This window comes from Paenibacillus spongiae, assembly GCF_024734895.1.
Lineage (GTDB): Bacteria > Bacillota > Bacilli > Paenibacillales > Paenibacillaceae > Paenibacillus_Z > Paenibacillus_Z spongiae.
The window spans coordinates 5,553,570-5,571,633 of the sequence record NZ_CP091430.1 but is presented as its reverse complement, the minus strand read 5'-3'; the positions used below and the strand labels follow the sequence as shown (position 1 = coordinate 5,571,633).

Annotated in this window: 19 protein-coding genes; 16 read left to right on the top strand and 3 right to left on the bottom strand. The window is 52.9% G+C overall.

The features are described 5' to 3' along the window. The first annotated feature begins 1 nt into the window (after nucleotide 1). The 5 genes from L1F29_RS25295 (at nucleotide 2) to cysK (ending at nucleotide 5,866) form a co-directional block, all read left to right on the top strand. Nucleotides 2-2,368 carry an endonuclease MutS2 gene (locus tag L1F29_RS25295; protein WP_258384798.1) on the top strand — a complete coding sequence of 789 codons (2,367 nt, stop codon included), beginning with the start codon at nucleotides 2-4 and terminating at the stop codon, nucleotides 2,366-2,368. A 22-nt stretch (nucleotides 2,369-2,390) separates the two neighbouring features. Beyond that, the gene (locus L1F29_RS25290; protein ID WP_258384797.1) at nucleotides 2,391-2,810 is read left to right on the top strand and encodes a DUF350 domain-containing protein; all 420 of its coding nucleotides are present in this window, start codon (nucleotides 2,391-2,393) and stop codon (nucleotides 2,808-2,810) included. A 120-nt stretch (nucleotides 2,811-2,930) separates the two neighbouring features. Beyond that, nucleotides 2,931-3,470, top strand: a complete 540-nt coding sequence (locus L1F29_RS25285; RefSeq protein ID WP_258384796.1) for a hypothetical protein — start codon at nucleotides 2,931-2,933, stop codon at nucleotides 3,468-3,470. 129 nt (nucleotides 3,471-3,599) lie between these two features. After that, nucleotides 3,600-4,910: an MFS transporter gene (locus tag L1F29_RS25280; protein WP_258384795.1), complete on the top strand. Its 1,311-nt coding sequence runs from the start codon at nucleotides 3,600-3,602 to the stop codon at nucleotides 4,908-4,910. A 38-nt stretch (nucleotides 4,911-4,948) separates the two neighbouring features. Then, nucleotides 4,949-5,866, top strand: a complete 918-nt coding sequence (gene cysK / locus L1F29_RS25275; RefSeq protein WP_258384794.1) for a cysteine synthase A — start codon at nucleotides 4,949-4,951, stop codon at nucleotides 5,864-5,866. Between the two features lie 34 nt (nucleotides 5,867-5,900). On the opposite strand, the gene L1F29_RS25270 is transcribed toward cysK, so the two are convergent. Beyond that, complete coding sequence (locus L1F29_RS25270) at nucleotides 5,901-6,974, bottom strand: CotH kinase family protein (RefSeq protein WP_258384793.1); 1,074 nt, start codon at nucleotides 6,972-6,974, stop codon at nucleotides 5,901-5,903. A gap of 139 nt (nucleotides 6,975-7,113) precedes the next feature. Next, nucleotides 7,114-7,455: a hypothetical protein gene (locus L1F29_RS25265; protein WP_258384792.1), complete on the bottom strand. Its 342-nt coding sequence runs from the start codon at nucleotides 7,453-7,455 to the stop codon at nucleotides 7,114-7,116. A 287-nt stretch (nucleotides 7,456-7,742) separates the two neighbouring features. Between L1F29_RS25265 and L1F29_RS25260 the strand changes: the two genes are divergently transcribed. The 4 genes from L1F29_RS25260 to L1F29_RS25245 all read left to right on the top strand — a co-directional run bounded on the left by L1F29_RS25260 (nucleotide 7,743) and on the right by L1F29_RS25245 (nucleotide 10,739). Next, complete coding sequence (locus tag L1F29_RS25260; RefSeq protein ID WP_258384791.1) at nucleotides 7,743-8,759, top strand: hypothetical protein; 1,017 nt, start codon at nucleotides 7,743-7,745, stop codon at nucleotides 8,757-8,759. 491 nt (nucleotides 8,760-9,250) lie between these two features. Beyond that, complete coding sequence (locus L1F29_RS25255; RefSeq protein ID WP_258384790.1) at nucleotides 9,251-9,916, top strand: YwrJ family protein; 666 nt, start codon at nucleotides 9,251-9,253, stop codon at nucleotides 9,914-9,916. A 120-nt stretch (nucleotides 9,917-10,036) separates the two neighbouring features. Then, a complete protein-coding gene (locus L1F29_RS25250; protein ID WP_258389806.1) occupies nucleotides 10,037-10,261 on the top strand; it encodes a hypothetical protein in 225 nt (74 codons plus the stop codon). Nucleotides 10,262-10,292: 31 nt separating this feature from the next. Beyond that, nucleotides 10,293-10,739 carry a spore coat protein gene (locus tag L1F29_RS25245; RefSeq protein ID WP_258384789.1) on the top strand — a complete coding sequence of 149 codons (447 nt, stop codon included), beginning with the start codon at nucleotides 10,293-10,295 and terminating at the stop codon, nucleotides 10,737-10,739. A 159-nt stretch (nucleotides 10,740-10,898) separates the two neighbouring features. Here the strand turns inward: L1F29_RS25245 and pdxR are convergent, their stop codons facing one another. Continuing rightward, the gene (gene pdxR, locus L1F29_RS25240) at nucleotides 10,899-12,326 is read right to left on the bottom strand and encodes a MocR-like pyridoxine biosynthesis transcription factor PdxR (RefSeq protein WP_258384788.1); all 1,428 of its coding nucleotides are present in this window, start codon (nucleotides 12,324-12,326) and stop codon (nucleotides 10,899-10,901) included. Between the two features lie 176 nt (nucleotides 12,327-12,502). On the opposite strand from pdxR, the gene hisC reads away from it, so the two are divergent. The 7 genes from hisC (at nucleotide 12,503) to L1F29_RS25205 (ending at nucleotide 18,064) form a co-directional block, all read left to right on the top strand. Continuing rightward, nucleotides 12,503-13,567, top strand: a complete 1,065-nt coding sequence (hisC, locus tag L1F29_RS25235) for a histidinol-phosphate transaminase (RefSeq protein WP_258384787.1) — start codon at nucleotides 12,503-12,505, stop codon at nucleotides 13,565-13,567. Nucleotides 13,568-13,748: 181 nt separating this feature from the next. Continuing rightward, nucleotides 13,749-14,240: an Lrp/AsnC family transcriptional regulator gene (locus L1F29_RS25230; RefSeq protein ID WP_258384786.1), complete on the top strand. Its 492-nt coding sequence runs from the start codon at nucleotides 13,749-13,751 to the stop codon at nucleotides 14,238-14,240. Nucleotides 14,241-14,253: 13 nt separating this feature from the next. Further along, nucleotides 14,254-15,471 (top strand): aminotransferase class I/II-fold pyridoxal phosphate-dependent enzyme, encoded by a 1,218-nt coding sequence (locus L1F29_RS25225; RefSeq protein WP_309252340.1) that lies wholly within the window; start codon nucleotides 14,254-14,256, stop codon nucleotides 15,469-15,471. Between the two features lie 113 nt (nucleotides 15,472-15,584). Next, nucleotides 15,585-15,863 (top strand): aspartyl-phosphate phosphatase Spo0E family protein, encoded by a 279-nt coding sequence (locus L1F29_RS25220; protein WP_258384785.1) that lies wholly within the window; start codon nucleotides 15,585-15,587, stop codon nucleotides 15,861-15,863. A gap of 118 nt (nucleotides 15,864-15,981) precedes the next feature. Further along, a complete protein-coding gene (locus L1F29_RS25215; protein ID WP_258384784.1) occupies nucleotides 15,982-16,542 on the top strand; it encodes a type 2 periplasmic-binding domain-containing protein in 561 nt (186 codons plus the stop codon). Beyond that, nucleotides 16,539-17,111: a cob(I)yrinic acid a,c-diamide adenosyltransferase gene (locus L1F29_RS25210; protein WP_258384783.1), complete on the top strand. Its 573-nt coding sequence runs from the start codon at nucleotides 16,539-16,541 to the stop codon at nucleotides 17,109-17,111. The genes L1F29_RS25215 and L1F29_RS25210 overlap by 4 nt, the downstream gene beginning before the upstream one ends. Nucleotides 17,112-17,113: 2 nt before the next feature. Continuing rightward, the gene (locus L1F29_RS25205) at nucleotides 17,114-18,064 is read left to right on the top strand and encodes an RluA family pseudouridine synthase (protein ID WP_258384782.1); all 951 of its coding nucleotides are present in this window, start codon (nucleotides 17,114-17,116) and stop codon (nucleotides 18,062-18,064) included.

Below are 18,064 nucleotides of genomic sequence, written 5' to 3'. Positions count from 1 at the left end.
CTTGGATACCAAAATATTACAGACACTCGAATTTTCAAAAATCGTACATAAATTGATTCAGCATGCGGCTACATCGCTAGGCAAAGCGGCGGCGGAGGCTGTTCAGCCGAGCTCGGATCTGGAGGAAGTCAAGCTTCGCCTGCAGGCGACCGACGAGGCTTATAAGGCAGACAGGCTGAAGGGTTCAGCTCCCTTCGGCGGCGTTGTCGATATCCGTCCGGCGCTGCTGCGGTCGCGGATCGGAGGCATGCTCAATCCGTCCGAGCTGCTCGAAATTGCGGAGACCATACGAGGCTCCAGACGGGTTAAACGGCACATTATGCAGCTGCATGACGATGACCCGATTCCGCTGCTGGCGGCTCAAGCAGAGCAGCTTACGGAGCATAAAACGCTTGAAGACGCCATTTTTGACTGTATTGACGATCAAGGTACGGTCATGGACAGCGCAAGCGCCGAGCTGGCTTCGATCCGCCGCGAGCTGCGCACCGGGGAAGCGAGGGTCCGCGAGAAGCTGGAGCAGATGGTTCGCTCGTCGTCTGTTCAAAAGATGCTTCAGGATGCGATCGTCACGATTCGCGGCGATCGGTTCGTCATACCCGTTAAGCAGGAATACCGCTCTCACTTTGGCGGTATCGTACATGATCAATCGGGCTCCGGGGCTACGCTGTTCATCGAACCAGAGGCGATTGTCGCAATGAATAACAAGCTTCGCGAGCTTCGTGCGGCAGAAACCCGCGAGATAGAGAAAATACTGCACCGTCTTACTGCGCTAACGGCTGAGTATGTAGAGGATTTGCTGCTCGATCTGGACGTTCTGGGCTGGATCGATTTCGCCTTCGCAAAGGCGCGGCTTGCTCACCAGATGAAGGCGACGCTTCCAATGATGAACGACCGCGGCTTCTTAAAGCTGCGTAAAGGGCGCCATCCTCTTATTGCACCGGAACATGTGGTGCCGACGGATGTCGAGTTGGGGAACAACTATACGGCCATTATCGTTACCGGTCCGAATACGGGCGGCAAGACCGTCTCCTTGAAGACGATCGGCCTGCTCAGCTTGATGGCCATGTCCGGGATGTTCGTCCCGGCGGAGGACGGAAGCCAGCTGTGCGTGTTCGATGCGATCTATGCCGACATTGGCGATGAACAAAGTATCGAACAGAATTTAAGTACATTCTCCAGCCATCTGACGAATATTATACGAATCTTGAAGCACATGACGCCGAAGAGCCTTGTCCTGCTCGACGAGCTTGGCGCCGGCACGGATCCGGCTGAGGGCTCGGCGCTTGCAATCGCCATCCTTGAGCAGATGCACCGGCTGGGCTGCCGTATCGTTGCTACGACTCACTATAGCGAGCTTAAAGCGTATGCCTATAATCGCAAAGGTATCATTAACGCGAGCATGGAATTCGATGTTCAGACTCTTAGTCCCACATACAGGCTGCTTGTCGGCGTTCCCGGACGAAGCAATGCATTCGCGATTGCCGAACGTCTTGGGCTGCAGCGGTCCATCATTGAACATGCCCGGGGAGAAGTCAGCGAGGACGATATGAGGGTTGAGACGATGATCGCCTCGCTGGAGCAGGACCGCCTCGGCGCAGAAGCAGAGCGGCAGACTGCAGAGACGCTGCGTATCGAAATGGAGGCGCAGAATGCCCGCCATGAGGCGGAACGGCTTAAGTTTGACCAGCAGCGGGATAAACTGATCCAGCAGGCGCAGGAGGAAGCCCGTGAGACGATTGCGAAGGCGAAGCGTGAGGCGGAGCAGATCATTGCCGATCTTCGCAAGCTGGCTATGGAAGAAGGAGCCTCCGTTAAGGAGCATAAGCTGATTGAGGCAAGACGCAAGCTGGATGAAGCCGCTCCAGAGCCGCGCAAGCCTGCCAAAGCAGGGAAGGCGAAGGCGGCGAAGCCGCAGCGGATCGAGGCAGGGGATGAGGTCACGGTATACAGCTTGAACCAGCGCGGCCACGTTGTGGAGCTGAGCGGCAATGCTGCAATCGTACAACTCGGGATCATGAAGATGAAGGTCGCCCTCGACGATCTGGAGCTCGTGAAGCGTGTCGAAGCAGCGAAGACGCAGCAGCCGAAGCTTGCGGCTACACTGAAGAGAACGCGCGACGACAATGTTCGGATGGAGCTTGATCTGCGCGGCGATAACTTGGAGGAAGCGATCGTCGAGGTGGATCGTTTTCTGGACGAATCCTTTCTTGCGGGGTTAGGTCAAGTCTATATCATTCATGGGAAGGGGACCGGCATTCTCCGCCAAGGGATCAGTGACTTTCTGCGCAGGCATAAGCATGTGAAGAGCTATAGATTGGGTAATTACGGCGAAGGCGGCTCTGGCGTAACGGTTGCGGAATTAAAGTAATCTCTGGAGAGGAGAACCTTTAATGGAGCAGGAAGTCGACAAATTGTTGAGCAATCCTTATGCAGCGGCACTTGCTTATGTGTCGGTGGCTGTGCTTGCGTTAGTCCTATTTCTGTTTTTATTCGAGTTCGTGACGCGATACGAATGCTGGGAAGAAATTAAGAAAGGCAACGTAGCGGTCGCGATGGCAACCGGAGGAAAAATATTCGGAATTTGCAACATTTTCCACTTTGCCGTGAAAGCCAATGAATCGGTCTATCAGAGCATGGTGTGGGGGACGTTCGGTTTTTTCCTGCTGCTCGTCGCCTATTTTCTGTTCGAGTTTCTGACGCCGGTCTTCCGGATCGATGATGAAATCGGGCGAGATAACCGTGCAGTCGGATTAATTGCGATGGTTATTTCCGTATCGCTTTCATTCGTTATCGGGGCTGCCATAGTTTGAACACAATGAGAGGAAAGGGCGCAAAGCATGAAATATTTATGGGGAATTCTGTTTGCTCTCGCAGCTTTGTTTATTATATTAGGGGTTATTTATCTCATGTAGCAATTGGAGGAAAACGCAATGGATGAACATACGATTTGCCCATGGTGTCAGACGGAGATCGTCTGGGATGAGGAAATTGGGCCGGAGCGGTACTGTCCGCACTGCGAGAATGAGCTGTCCGGTTACCGGACGATGCAGATCGGTATCGACGATAGTGAGGATGATGAGGATGATGAGGATGAAGACGATGAGGAAGAAGTAGAGGAATCCTGGGACTCCGACCGTTCATTCGATGAATCGGCCGGTTCCTTCCTGACCCGGAGCCGCGAGCATCTGATGCTGGAGGAGACGGTAGAGCGCATACTCGACCAGCAGGTTGAGGTACCCGAATGTCCGTCCTGCAGAGAATATATGCTGGAGGTCGGAGTAGAGCATGTAACCGGTTCTCAGTTCAACCCGGCACAATCCGCCGGTCTGAACACACCGCTCCTCACCGCTCCGTTCCGAATCATTCGTTATGTTTGCCCGTCCTGCTTCTCTGTACTGGGAAAGCTGGCACAGGATGACCAAGAGCGTATGGTTCACGTGCTGACGAAGGCGTCGGACGAGAGCAGCTAAGCTAAGAAATTCGTACTGGATTCGACTGGTAACTATAGGAAAACTTCTTGTTAGCGGCATGCATCCTCCCTGTTGGGGGAATCTTACGTCAAGGCACGCAAGATTTCACAAGCAGGAGGGGGATGTAATGTGGGACAAGGCAAATATCCGGTAAAATCCGGATGGTTTACACCCTCCGCGAGAGGGAAATGGAAGCATGAAACCATCGGGAGGACGGACCGCAATCCGGATAGCCGCGTGCTGGACGGGCAATCCATACTGCTGCTGGCGGTGCAGGGCCTGCTCGGAATCGCGAATGCGCTATCGGGTACGTTCGTTCCCGTTTACTTGTGGAAGGCTAGCCAGTCGTTCGCCTTGATCGGCTGGTTTAACTTCAGCCAGTACGCTGTCAGCGGCCTTACGTTCTGGATAGCGGGCAAGTGGGTGAAGGAGCATAATAAGATGAACAGCCTTCGGCTTGGCGTAGCGCTATCGGGGGCCTTTTATTTTACCGTGCTGCTGCTGGGTAAATCGGCGGCGACCTATGCCATCCCGCTTGGCATTCTGAACGGCATCGCACTGGGCTGCTTCTGGCTGTCCTTCAACGTCGTTTATTTTGAAGTGACGGAACCGGGAAACCGGGACCGGTTCAACGGCTGGGCGGGATTTCTCGGATCAGGCGCGGGAATTCTGGCTCCTTGGATTTCGGGAACGATCATTATGCTCAATAAAGGCGAACGGGGCTACACCATTATTTTTACGATTGCGGTTATTATATTCGCGATTGCGGTTATTCTCAGCTTTTGGTTGAAGAAGAGGAAAACCGTGGGGGAATATGAATGGTTGATGGGGATCCGCCAGCTTGCGACCAAAGGCAGTCCGTGGCGGCGCATCGTTCCGTCAATCGCCGCACAAGGCGTACGCGAGAGTGTCTTCATGTTCCTGATTGGCTTGCTCGTCTTCATCGCGACGAACAATGAGCAGAAGCTTGGCAGCTTCTCGCTGATTACCTCGCTGGTTGCACTTGGCAGCTTCTTATTGATCGGCAAGCTGCTGACGCCGTCTAGACGGCGGATCGCTATGCTTATCGGGGCAGCGGCTATCGGCGTATTCGTTCTTCCGCTATTCTGGCCGATGAATTACGGCACGTTATTGGTATTCGGGATCGGTACGGCGATCTTCATGCCGCTATATACCATTCCCATGACCTCGGTCGTATTCGATATGATCGGGCAATCCGAAGAAAGCGCGAAGCAGCGCGAGGAGTTTATTGTGCTTCGAGAAGCGTCGCTGACAATAGGACGTCTTCTTGGGCTATCTTGCTATCTGATCATTCTGCCCTATGCGGACAAAACTCCGCAAGCCATACCGTGGCTGTTGTTCTCCATCGGGCTGTTTCCGTTGATCGGATGGCTGTTCATCCGGACATTCCTGGGCCGCAGCGCCCGTGAAGCTTCATAAATGTATGGCTTAAGTTGTATGGAGGAGGGGAAACAAGAATGGCACGCGTAGTCAATAATATTGCCGAATTGATTGGCGATACCCCGGTGGTTGCCTTGAAGAAACTGACGGGCGATAGCGATGCGGAGGTTCTGGTCAAGCTGGAGCGTTATAATCCGAGCGGCAGCGTCAAGGACCGGGCAGCATTCGCGCTTATAACGGATGCCGAGCAGCGAGGTCTTATCAAGCCGGGCGATACCATCATTGAGCCGACAAGCGGCAATACAGGCATCGGTCTGGCAATGAATGCCGCTGCCAGAGGATATAAGCTTATTCTCGTTCTGCCGGATAATATGACGAAAGAACGAATCGGCTTGTTGAGAGCTTACGGCGCGGAGGTCGTATTGACGCCCGCTGCCGATCGGATGCCCGGTTCAATTCGCAAAGCACAGGAGCTGCAGGCGTCGATTCCGGGCAGCTATATTCCGAACCAGTTCGAGAACCATGCGAACCCCGATATCCACCGGACGACGACGGCGCCTGAGATTATTCGTCAGACCGGAGGCCGTCTGGATGCCTTCGTTGCGACAGCAGGCACCGGCGGTACGATTACCGGAACAGGAGAGACGCTGAAGGCGGCAATTCCCGGTCTGCATATCGCGGTTGTCGAGCCGCTGGGCTCACCGGTATTATCCGGAGGCAAGCCAGGACCGCATAAGCTGGTAGGGACAAGTCCCGGCTTTGTGCCAGCCATTCTTAATACAGCTGTATATGATGAAATTGTACAGGTCTCCGACGATGACGCCCTGCAGACGATGCGAGCTCTGGCCAGAAAGGAAGGTCTGCTGCTTGGGCCGTCATCAGGAGCGGCTGTATGGACAGCGCTGCAGCTGGCACGACGTCTCGGTCAGGGACGCCGGGTATTGTGCATCGCGCCGGATAGCGGCGAACGATATCTAAGTATGGATATCTTCTAATGCAAGGCAAGATTGGACAGGGATCGGCAATCTATTAGTCGGTCCACTGTTTTAATTCTTTCTTGAGAATATTTCGCCGTTCTTGAATGTAGTTTCGGATAATTTGTGGTTCGTTCAAGAAGGTCTCGTAAGGCCATTTCCTCGTAAAATCATCGCGCACCGCTTCCCTTATCCCGCTGTAAATATCTTCGACGACCGGATCCAGCACTTGCACGGTAAAGTGGCTTGCAAGTAATTTATTCAGCAACTTTCGATATTGCTGTCTATACCGCTTGTAGGCCAGTACCCTGCGGGTCAGTTTGTTGAAGCCTTGCACGGGTACTTGATCGTTTCTGCACAATTTGCCGTATGGATTCCTTCCCCATGTTCCCTCGTAATCCCAAGGAATGATGCGATATTGCCCCGTTGGCGTATGTTCATACAGCGAATAATTCTGGTCGAAACCGTCATAATTGTCGGTCAGCACCGCGCCGGCCAGCCATTCAAGATATTGCGTCACATCCAGCCGTTTGGCCAAATAAACCCGCAAAGACTGCTTGACAGGACGGTTGATCCGCTTAATGAAATTTACGAGTCTAAGCTTGGTCGCGTTGCCTCCTTTCATTAATTGATAGCCGGAGAATAAGGAGTTCTTCGTCTGTTTGGTATCCGGGTCGATAAGACTGAAATTCGCGCTGTCATTCGTGGCATAAATGAGCGATTGGGCTGGGATTTCCCGTTTATTAAAGAAGGTGTTGTCGACAGATTCGAGCTCTAAATAGACGCCATGCGGCTGTCCGTTCCAGATCAGCCACATATGCCTCGTTTCCGGTGCAGGCACGCCGATCATATTGAAGAAACGGAATGAAAGCGCATTGCGGATCATCGACGGGTCATCGAATTCAGCATTCCAGTGCAGAATCTGATCGCCGCCATACCGGATTTCATACGATTTCTTCTGATAATTACGGGTATGTCCCCCTCTGAATCTAAGCCGAGCCTCCATTTCAACTCCATCCATTACGAGCGTTACCGGTGCGAATTGGTCACTCCAAACATCCTTCTGCAGCTCCAATAAATCGCTGGGATTAATCGTTATTGAGCGGGTAGGCAGTCCTTCATTGGACATTCGACCATCCCTCCAGGCAAAAAGTAAAGCCTATCGCAAACGATAGGCTTATCAATGATTGCTTTACTTTATGCCGATTGTGCCCATTATGTCACAGCCGTAACTCTTTTAAGAAATAGACGATGGAAGCAAAGGCTTGTTAACGACCGCGAGTACCGCGAGTACCGCGAGTACCGCGAGTACCGCGAGTGCCGCGAGTGCCGCGAGTGCCGCGAGTGCCGCGAGTGCCACGAGTGCCGCGAGTGCCGCGAGTACCGCGAGTACCGCGAGTACCGCGAGTGCCGCGAGTGCCGCGAGTGCCGCGAGTGCCGCGAGTGCCGCGAGTACCGCGAGTGCCGCGAGTGCCGCGAGTGCCGCGAGTGCCGCGAGTACCGCGAGTGCCGCGAGTGCCGCGAGTACCGCGAGTACCGCGAGTGCCGCGAGTACCGCTGACTGTTACTTCAGTTACCTCGGTTACTTCAGTCACTTCAGTTGTCTGCATTTGAATTCCTCCTTTACTAGTCATAATGCAAGCTATGTTGGAATTCTATTTACTGCTTGGGTAAGCGTGCAATCTCATATAAATAGATGTCAATCTAGTAACAATCAATTAGGGGATACATATAAATAGATTATAAATTATCTCCCATGATAGTTTACGGGGAGATAGACAATGGAGGGATGAATGCCGAGGCGAAGCTGATGAAATCTAGATTCGTGGTCGTTAAATCGTTAAGCTCCGATCGTCCTTAGTAACGAGTCTATTCTAATTATGGAGGGATAACATCTATGTATTTTCCATTCGTAAGCAACAAACCGTTCAGTGGTTTCCGTTTTAACCAATCCGCTGGTTCGACAGTAGCGAAGGGTGCTAAAAGCGCGGCTGGCAAGAAAGCAGGAGTAACGCGTGGTACAGATTGCACTCGCGGTACAAAAGGCACTCAAGGTACAAAAGGCACTCATGGTACAAAAGGCACTCATGGTACAAAAGGCACTCATGGTACAAAAGGCACTCGCGGTACAAAAGGCACTCGTGGTACAGAAGGAACTCGCGGTACGCGCGGCACACGCGGTACGTGCGGCACGGGCGGAACTCGTGGTACTCGCGGTACACATGGCACACGCGGTACGGGCGGTGCACGCGGAGCAGCAAGCGCATCCTATCTGAACAAAATGATCGGAATGGGCGTGCAAATTAACCGCGGGGGTCCGGAAGCGGTTCAAGGAACAGTAGCCGGCGTGAGCAATGGATTCTTGGTTCTGCTGTCTTCCGACAACAACAACAATAATAATAACAATAATAACAACAACAACAATAATATGAACATGAGCAACACAAACAACTCGAATACCAAACAATCCGAGAGCGATTACGTTTATATCAACCTTCGTCATGTCAAAAGCGTAACGGAAACATCGAACAAACAAGAAAGCACAGGTATCAAAGCGAACTTCTTGGCAGCCAGCAACTTCAACGGCATTCTTGGCAAACTGAACAAATCTTTCGTACAAATTAACGCCGGAGGCCCTGAGAAAGTCGAAGGATTCGTCGTCGATGCTAGCAATGACTCGCTCCTTCTTCTCGTTCAAGGCGGCAACAACAACAATAACAGCAGCCAAAACCTGGTTCGCATCCCGCTCTATCACATCAAATCGGTTAAAAAAGTAGACCAATATGCGAAGAACAACAAGAACAACAACAACAACAACAATAACAACAATAATGCCAACACATCCAGTTGGAAGAAAGTCGCCGTACGAAAAGCAGTAAAACGTGTATCCCGCCGCACAGGAAAAAAAGGCTGAGCAGCTGAGGGAATCCGCGGCACGCGCTAGAGCAAACGGGGGTTAGCGTGTTAAACCTCTCAAGCGCGTCCGTGGATTCCGGTATCTCTTCATGATCCGCTCATGGAGCAGAAATCCAGTGCTTCCCCTTCCGGCGGTTCCGATTGATAATATCCCGTTCGTGTTCTTCATAGCCCCGCATTCTCCTCCTGAATTCATGTTATCAGCTCGATTACCCGATCGAACGCTGTCACTACTAGTCGGACACTCGTGCGTCATAGTTGATCCGACTCCCTCACCAATAGAAACGGGATCCTATTCATATGACCTTTACTTTCAGGCGAGGCGGCATGTTTGATAGATATGCGTTCCTCGCCTGGCTTGTTGTTCACCTTGATTAGGAAAGCTCATTCTCGTCAGCACACGGGCCGGGTTCTTCACCGGATCCGGCCTTGGGGTGCAGGCGGGTAAAGTCGCGCATGCAACGAATAGGTAGAAAGGAGGTTCACCGTATGAAGTACCGCCATCCGTTATTAGATCAATATGTGGAGCTTAATATATCAGGCAAATCTTTGCCGATCCAAGGCAAGATGATCGACATGGGCCAAGATATTCTGGTCATTCATAACGGTTTGCAATTTCTGTACATTCCGCTCATACATCTTCAGCAATTACGCACCGTGAAGCAGGAAGGCGAGGATCTCGTAATCCCGGAATTTCCGTTTGAGCAGCAGAGCGAGCCGATCTCTTACCGCAAAATTTTAATGAACGCCAAAGGCATGTTCTCGGAATTGTATATTACCGGCAATCAGACGATTCATGGCTATTTGACCAGCGTCATGAACGACTTCTTCGTTTTCTATTCGCCTGTTTACCATACGATCATCGTATCATTGCAGCATCTTAAGTATCTGATTCCATATAATCCGAATGTAACTCCGTACACACTTTCGCCGGCCCAGTTCCCGCTTAAGCCGTCGCCAATGACGCTAGCTCGTACCTTTGACCAGCAGCTGCGCAAATTAATCGGTGAATTCGTTATTCTCGATTTGGGAGAGAATCCAAATAAAATAGGCGTGCTAAAAGGTATCGAACAGAATATGATTGAACTGTCGACCGCAGGCGGCAGCTCGGTTTTCCTGCATTTTGACCATGTGAAGACCGTCCATCTCCCTTAATAGAATTCCATCCCCGGGCTTCTTCTGCAAGGAAGGGGCTCGGATACATATTGCGAATTGTGAAGGGTACACTACTGAAGGCTCATGATTATGGAAAAAAGGAGGGGTTCGAATATGAATATGATGCAGCCCGTAACTGCCAAGGAATTGGAGTATATTGTGGATTCGGTGTCCAACGAGGATATGCTGCTGAAGCAATGCGCCGTTGCCGCAACATCCGCAACGAATCAGGCCATTAAGCAGACCTGCAGCCAAATGATCCAAATGCACCAGCAGCATATCCAGACACTTATTCAATCGATCCAGCAGCATCAATATATGGCGCCGTCACAGCCGCAAAATTGACGTCGCACTTATATAAAAGGAGGTCATAAACTTGTATCAACAACAACAATCGCAGCAGCAGCCGTCGATCCAAACGTTGCTGCCCGATCAGGATATGGCGTATGCGGTGCTAGCCGATTTGAAGAGGGTCGTCCGTGAATACGCAACGGCTGCAACCGAGTCCAGCTGTCCGCAAATTCGTCAAATGTTTACGCAATTGATGAACGACACGCTGCGTATGCAAGGCGACTTGTATAACGTTATGCAGCAGCAGAACATGTATAGCAAAGCGTCCCCGGCGCTTCGTCAAGAGGTGGACAAGCAGCTTCGTCAGCAGCAGCAGATGCAGCAGAAGGAGCAGCAGCATCTTCAGCAGATCGGCCTGGCAGGCCAGCCTATGCAGCAGCAGTTCCAAGCTTATCAGCAGCCGCAATCCCCGCAATACCAGCAATCCCAGCAATACCAACAATACCAACAATATCAATATCGGCCTCAATAACAGCCGTAATCGTACAGCAGACAATCAGCCCGTTTCTCCATCCGGAGGGCCGGGCTGATTTGTTTTTTGCAGTGAGCCAGAAGCTGAAACCACCTGAATTCCGCCCGATGCGGCTGCACTAATTCCTCCGAATAACTGAATGTCCCCTCTGGACTGGATTTATAACCATGCGCGGGCCAGCCGCTCTATTCCTGCCGGGATATCGTTCTCCTTCATTCCTCCAAAACCGAGCAGCACGGTGGAGGCAGGAGCCAGCTCAGGTTTTAAAGCATAGATCGACGTCGGGTAAACATGAACGCCGGCTTGCTTGGCGCTTCTTACGAGCTCTTCCTCGCTCATGCCGTTCTTCACTTTCATGAGCAGATGCAGACCGGAGCCGGCCCCGATAATATCGGCGCTGCTTCCGAACCGGCTGCGGATCGCAACCAGCAATGCATGATGTTTACTGCCGTAAACCTTCCTCATCCTCCTGATGTGGCGTTCGAAATCGCCGGATAGCATGAATTGTTGCAGCGTCTTTTGGAAGACGGTCGAGGCAAGCTGGTCGAAGCTGTGTTTTCGTTGCCGGAACCGCTCCAACAGCTCTGGCGTAAGGATGAGATAGCTCAGCCGCAGAGAAGGGGTCAGCGCTTTGGAGAAGGTGCCGACATATACGACCCGTCCATGATCGTCCAAGCTTTGGAGAGCCGGGATCGGTCTCCCGCCATATCTGAATTCGCCGTCATAATCGTTCTCGATCAGGTAAGCGCCGGTCTGGTTTGCCCAGTCCAGGAGCTTGGTTCTCTTGCCGATCGATAAGGTCATTCCGTATGGGAATTGATGGGAGGGTGTCACATATACGGCTTGGGCGCCGCTTGCATATACATCCTCCATGCGGATGCCGTCGCTCTCTAAGCGCAAGGGGCGCAGGCTGAAGCGGGATTGTTCGAACAGCGCCTTGACCCCGTCATTGACGGCCTCCTCCGCGGCCAGCGTCGAGACGTCGCTCTGGAGCAGCTGGAACAGCAGATCAAGCGAGTGGTACGTACCGGCTCCAATGACGATCTGTTCCGGCGAGCAGCGAATTCCGCGGCTTTGATGCAAATAAGCGCAGACCTCTGTGCGAAGCTCCCGTTCGCCTTGATAATCGCCATATAGGAGCACGCGGTTATTCTCCGGCAGAAAGCATTGGTTCAGCAGCCTTCTCCATTTGGCATAAGGGAAGCGATCCAGATCAACGGTCCCATAGCCAAAATCATAGGCGGTCCCTTCTCCGGCCAATGCATGGTAAGCGCGAGCCGGCGAAGGGAGAACGGGGCTTGATTCCGATGTTTTATTGATGGCAGGGGACAGCGCAGCATCAAGCTCGGCGGCGAACAGTCCTGATCTGGGCCTGCTGTTGACATACCCTTCGGCAAGCAGCTGTTCATAAGCCAGCGCAACCGGCGTACGGCTTACGCCAAGCCGTTCGGAAACGGTGCGGATGGAAGGAAGCTTGCAGCCCGGCGCAATCCGCCCGGCTAATATTTCATCGCGCGTGCTGCGGTAGATTTGAATATACATCGGCTCGTCGGCCGGCATGTTCGGTCTGGACGTTAGATCAGGCATCTCATATCCTCCGTATCATGTAACCGTAAACTGTCACATCAAAAAAATATAATCTGTATATTTTCATAGTGACAATTCTCGAATACGATTAGTTTAACACCCCTTCCGCTGGACGGGAAGGGCGGTAACCATTAGATGAACCGGCGGAAGAGCCGGAAGAAGGAGTATGATCTTCGATGTCGATCGTCTTGCCTCATATCGAAGCGCTAGCCACCTATGCGCTGGGCGAACAACCGCCTGAAGGCGTTCCATCCGTCAAGCTAAACCAGAACGAAAGCCCTTATCCGCCATCGCCTCGCGTGCTGCAGGCGCTTCGCGACATGAGCGAGGAGGAGCTTCGCCGTTATCCCGACGCCGCATGCGTCGAGCTGCGAAAGTCGCTATCCGCGAAGCTCGGCATCGAGGCGGAGCGGATCTTTTGCGGGAACGGATCGAGTGAAATCATTTCGCTTATTTTCAAAGTGTTTATCGGTCCGGGGGGCAGCATCGCATTGCCGGATCCTTCATTCGGGCTGTACCATACCGTGGCGGCCAGCTATCAAGCGGCAAGCAAGGCCGTTCCGACCAGGGAAGACTTCACGGTCGACGTGGACGGGCTGCTGGCAAGCGGTGCGAAGGCGATCGTACTGGTGAATCCGAATGCGCCAACCGGTCTGCTGCTCAGCTCCGGCGAGGTGGAACGGCTTGTGAGCGGATTTCCGGGCCTCGTGGTCATCGATGAAGCTTACATCGATTTTGCGGAGCCGGGCGCATCCTCGCTAGAGCTGCTATCCAAGTATTCAAATGTGATGATACTTCGAACTTTTTCTAAAGCTTATGCGCTGTGCGGCGCACGTGTCGGCTACTGCATGGCGGACCGCTCCCTGATCGAAGCGCTTGAGAAGGGACGGGATATTTATAATGTGAATGCGATCAGCCGTAAGCTGGCCGTCGCGGCAATCGAGGATGCCGGCTATGTGAACGACACGATTGCCCGGTCCAACCGGAGCCGGAGCGAGCTTACAGCACGGCTGCGGAAGATGGGCTTCGATGTGCTGCCTTCGCAGACTAATTTCGTGCTTTGCGCGCCTCCGGTACAAGAGGGAATAACGGCCAAGCATATTGAAGAGCGGCTGACCGAGGCTCATATATTCGTCCGCCATTTCGACCATCCGCGCCTTCGCGGCATGCTGCGGATTTCCATTGGCACGGAGTCCGAGATCCAGCAGCTGCTTTCGGAGCTTGTCCGGATCTTGGCGTAACCCGCCGTATTTACCGGATCGCCGGCAGATGGGGACGATCGTAAGCTTTATTTCCGCTTTGCAGGAAACTTGGATTCGTTGTAATATAGAGCTTATAAAATTATTGCGCATACTGCAAAAAATAGGCTTCGTCCTTGCGCAATAAATTTGACTTGAAGCATGTTACCGGGAGGTATTGACGATGAGTGAGCTGAAGATGAAAATACTAGAGCTGCTTAAAGAGGACGCGCGCCGCACGGCGGAGTTGATCGCAACGATGCTGGATGTGACGGCGGCCGAAGTGAAGCAGGCGATTGCGGAGATGGAGCAGGACCATGTCATCGTCAAATATGCGACCGTCGCCAATTGGAGCAAGGTAGACGACGAGAAGGTTACCGCGTTGATCGAAGTGCAAATAACGCCGGAACGCGGCCGTGGATTTGAAGGGATCGCGGAACGGATTTATTTATATCCGGAAGTGAAGTCGGTCTATTTGATGTCCGGCGCCTATGATTTGCTTGTCGAGGTGGAAGGGAAGAACTTGAAGGAAGTGGCTTCCTTCGTCTCCAACAGACTGTCTCCGATTGATGCGGTATTATCGACGAAGACGTTCTTTATTCTGAAAAAATACAAACAGGACGGCATTATATTCGAGGAGCATGAGGTTGACCAACGTCTCCCCATTTCGCCGTGAAAGGTGATGCGCGATGATTAAAGACGAAGAAAGATCAATGAACGCAACCGTCCGCCGCGCATCGATGGCTGACTATTTGGCTCCCGGCGCTCGATCGATGAAACCTTCCGGCATTCGCCGGTTTTTCGATTTGGCGGCAGGCCGCAAAGATATAATAACGCTCGGCGTAGGGGAGCCCGATTTCGTAACGCCATGGCATGTGCGTGAAGCATGCGTATACGCCCTTGAGATGGGCAAGACGCAATACACGTCGAACGCCGGCATGCCCGAGCTTCGGGAAGAGATCGGGAACTATCTGTATAACCAATTCGATGTCGCGTATGACCCGGCTCAAGAAATTCTGGTGACGGTTGGCGGCAGCGAAGCGATTGACCTTGCGCTCCGCGCGCTTATTACGCCCGGAGATGAAATTCTCGTGCCGGAGCCCTGCTATATTTCCTATTCGCCAATTACGTCGCTAAGCGGCGGTGTTCCGGTCGGGATCGAGACCTTCGCGGAGGATCACTTCAAGCTGAAGGCGGAATCGTTGAAGGCCGCCATTACACCTCGTTCGAAGGTGCTTATCGTATGTTATCCGAGCAACCCGACGGGCGGAATCATGACGTACGAAGACTGGCTGCCGATTGCCAAGGTTATCGAGGAGAATGATTTGATCGTCATCTCTGACGAGATCTATGCCGAGCTCACCTATGGCACGAAGCATGTCAGCCTGGCTTCAATGCCGGGCATGAAGGACCGGACCATTCTGGTCAGCGGCTTCTCCAAAGCGTTCGCCATGACGGGATGGCGGATGGGTTATGCATGCGCACATCCGGAACTCATAAGCGCGATGCTGAAGATTCATCAATATACCATCATGTGCGCGCCGATTATGGGTCAAGTGGCCGCGCTCGAAGCGCTCCGGAACGGGAAGGACGAGAAAGACCGTATGGTTGAAGCATACAACCAGCGGCGCAGGCTGATCGTTCACGGCTTCCGTGAGATCGGGCTGGAATGCCATGAACCGCAGGGCGCATTCTACGCGTTCCCTTCCATTAAATCGACCGGGCTCAGCTCGGAGCAATTCTCCACGCGACTGTTGAACGAAGCCAACGTGGCGGCTGTGCCTGGAGATGTGTTCGGAATGGGCGGCGAAGGCCATTTGCGGTGCTCCTACGCCACTTCCGTGAACCAATTGACGGAAGCTATTGAACGGATCGGGCGATTTGTCGATAAACTGAAAGCCGAGTAGGACGTATATATTCAGAAGCGTTATGGCTAGTTATCCATTAGCAAGCTTTTGAGCATAGGATATTGCGCAGGCACGGTATGGTTTGACTCACGTAACGAGAAGGAGGAATGACAGTGGCTTATGCGGATTATGGATTCTCGTTTCTCAGCGACCCGGGTACCATGCAAGCAAAGCAGTACACCTCATCATCCATTCGAGTTTTAGAGGACGAAATTTACACGCTGCGCAAACTAATGGAACAATCGTATCTCGAACATAAGACATTCAGCTCCGACAACGTGATCGATCTGAGCCGGAAGCTGGACGTCAAAATCAACGAATATATGAGATTTATGCGTTGGCGCAAGAGCCACGGCAGCACGATGAACGGAATCGTTTCGAGAAGTCCCTAGTAAGGGGCTTCTTTTCATGTGCAAAGCTGTTTCTATAATCCGTCGCCGGTATAAGGATATTTTCTAATAGGCTGTCCTTTGTGCTATAGTGTTCATAGAATTTGTTTGTGGAGGGATTATGTTGCAGCGTATGCCGAAGAAAACCCGCATTACTGGAATTCTACTCCTTATGTTGTTATTGTCCTCAGTTCTGAGCGCATGCGGATCAAAAGCCGATTTTACGCTATTTATGATGCCAAGAGAGTATCTGCAGGACGGCGTTACGACGAAGCTCGAAGAGAAACTGCAGAGTGCATTCGGCGAAGAGAAAAAGATCGCGGTTCACGGCACATCCATGTACAACGACCAGAAGATGATCGTAGAACTGGCTGCCGGCGGCAATGGCATTATGGTGCTGCCTAAGGAAGTGCTCGAGAACATGCTGCAGCAAGGCCCGGCTGTTCAGCTGGACGAATGGTTTAAAGCGGAGGACTATCCTGAAGGCGTCATGGAGAGTATCGTTCTGGGCGAAGATGACAAAGAGAAGAAAATAACCGGCTTGTTCGCAATCCCGGTCGAGAAGATTCCTGTGCTGCAGGAAGCCGGCTACAAGGAGAAGGATATGTTTATGTTCATCCCGGCGAATGCTCCTGATCAGGAATTGTCCGTCGAGGTATTAAAGGAGATTGTAAAACCATGAAGCTCTATACACGATCAGGAGACGGAGGCCAAACATCCGTCATTGGCGGCCGCGTCAGTAAAGACGATAACCGCGTGGAAGCATACGGCACGCTTGACGAATTGAATTCGTTTGTCGGACAAGCTGCGGCTGTCGCAGGGGCGACAGGGGAATTGGACGAGCTCGCAACTGAGCTGATTGAGATCATGCAGGAGCTGTTTGATTGCGGTTCCGATCTGGCCTTCGCCGATCCGGAGGGACGCACCTTCAAGATCACGGCCGAACCGGCGGTGCGCCTTGAAGGCTGGATCGATGCGCATGTGGAGCAAGCGCCCGAGATTACTAAATTTATATTGCCTGGCGGCAGCGAAACATCGGCCCTGCTTCATGTATGCCGGACCGTATGCCGCAGAGCGGAGCGGCGCATCGTAACGCTCTCCGGCGACATGGCAATCAACGAGGACGTTCTGAAATATGTCAACCGGCTGTCCGATTATTTCTTTGCGGCGGCCAGGTCGGCCAATGCCAAGCTAGGCGTGCCGGATACGGAATATGTGCGCAGCGCGGACGTATTCAAGAAACGGAAGTGAGCATGAAATATTATGAACCGCTTGCCGTACACGTCAAGCCCGAAGAGGATGGGATGACCGTACGGAAGGTGCTGGAACGAAATCTCGGCGTGTCCCGCAAGCTGCTCTCTCGCTTGAAGCTGACCGATGAAGGCATCACGGTCAATGGCTGTCGCGTCTATACGTCCTCGCGCGTGAAGCAGGGGGATTGCATCGAGCTTCGAATGGAGCAGGAACGATCGGACGATATTCTGCCGGAGGCTATACCGCTCGATATCGTATATGAGGACCGGGACCTGCTTATTCTCAACAAGCCGCCGGGGATCGTCGTTCATCCGACCCACGGCCACTACACGGGGACGCTTGCCAATGGCGTCGTCCATCATTGGCAGCAGCGCGGCGAGCTCGTTCGATTTCGTCCGATACACCGATTGGATCAAGACACCTCCGGCCTGCTGGCCATTGCCAAGAATCCGTACATCCATCAGCAGCTATCCGAGCAAATGCATGCGGGAGACGTATATAAGTCTTACCTCGCTTATGTGTACAACGCTCCGGTCGATGTGAAGGGGACGGTGGACGCTCCGATCGACCGGGATCCCGACTCGCCTCATGTCCGAACCGTTCTTGCGAGCGGCTATCCTTCGGTTACCCATTATGAGACCGCAGCGATTTACCGCGGCGGCGAAGCCGCCAAAGTCAAGCTGAAGCTGGAAACCGGTCGCACGCACCAGATCCGCGTCCATATGAAGCATATCGGCTGCCCGTTAATCGGCGACGGCCTGTACGGCTATGCCGGAAACCCTGCTGACGGCGGAAGCCAGGAGCTGGAAGCTGCCGTTAGCCGGCAAGCGCTGCATGCGGCTGTTCTCGGAATGACGCATCCGATCAGCCGCAAATGGCTCGAATGGGAGGCGCCGCTCCCGGAAGATCTGCGCAAGCTGGAAGCGATGCTGAAGGCAACGAACGAATAG

Excerpts from the sequence above, each read along its gene's own strand:
- L1F29_RS25265 (WP_258384792.1), bottom strand. The coding sequence starts at position 7,455 with ATGCAGACAACTGAAGTGACTGAAGTAACCGAGGTAACTGAAGTAACA.
- L1F29_RS25250 (WP_258389806.1), top strand. The coding sequence starts at position 10,037 with ATGATGCAGCCCGTAACTGCCAAGGAATTGGAGTATATTGTGGATTCG.
- L1F29_RS25290 (WP_258384797.1), top strand. The coding sequence starts at position 2,391 with ATGGAGCAGGAAGTCGACAAATTGTTGAGCAATCCTTATGCAGCGGCA.
- cysK (WP_258384794.1), top strand. The coding sequence starts at position 4,949 with ATGGCACGCGTAGTCAATAATATTGCCGAATTGATTGGCGATACCCCG.
- L1F29_RS25210 (WP_258384783.1), top strand. The coding sequence starts at position 16,539 with ATGAAGCTCTATACACGATCAGGAGACGGAGGCCAAACATCCGTCATT.
- L1F29_RS25215 (WP_258384784.1), top strand. The coding sequence starts at position 15,982 with ATGTTGCAGCGTATGCCGAAGAAAACCCGCATTACTGGAATTCTACTC.
- L1F29_RS25270 (WP_258384793.1), bottom strand. The coding sequence starts at position 6,974 with ATGTCCAATGAAGGACTGCCTACCCGCTCAATAACGATTAATCCCAGC.
- L1F29_RS25285 (WP_258384796.1), top strand. The coding sequence starts at position 2,931 with ATGGATGAACATACGATTTGCCCATGGTGTCAGACGGAGATCGTCTGG.
- L1F29_RS25255 (WP_258384790.1), top strand. The coding sequence starts at position 9,251 with ATGAAGTACCGCCATCCGTTATTAGATCAATATGTGGAGCTTAATATA.
- L1F29_RS25205 (WP_258384782.1), top strand. The coding sequence starts at position 17,114 with ATGAAATATTATGAACCGCTTGCCGTACACGTCAAGCCCGAAGAGGAT.
- L1F29_RS25225 (WP_309252340.1), top strand. The coding sequence starts at position 14,254 with ATGATTAAAGACGAAGAAAGATCAATGAACGCAACCGTCCGCCGCGCA.
- hisC (WP_258384787.1), top strand. The coding sequence starts at position 12,503 with ATGTCGATCGTCTTGCCTCATATCGAAGCGCTAGCCACCTATGCGCTG.
- pdxR (WP_258384788.1), bottom strand. The coding sequence starts at position 12,326 with ATGCCTGATCTAACGTCCAGACCGAACATGCCGGCCGACGAGCCGATG.
- L1F29_RS25230 (WP_258384786.1), top strand. The coding sequence starts at position 13,749 with ATGAGTGAGCTGAAGATGAAAATACTAGAGCTGCTTAAAGAGGACGCG.
- L1F29_RS25260 (WP_258384791.1), top strand. The coding sequence starts at position 7,743 with ATGTATTTTCCATTCGTAAGCAACAAACCGTTCAGTGGTTTCCGTTTT.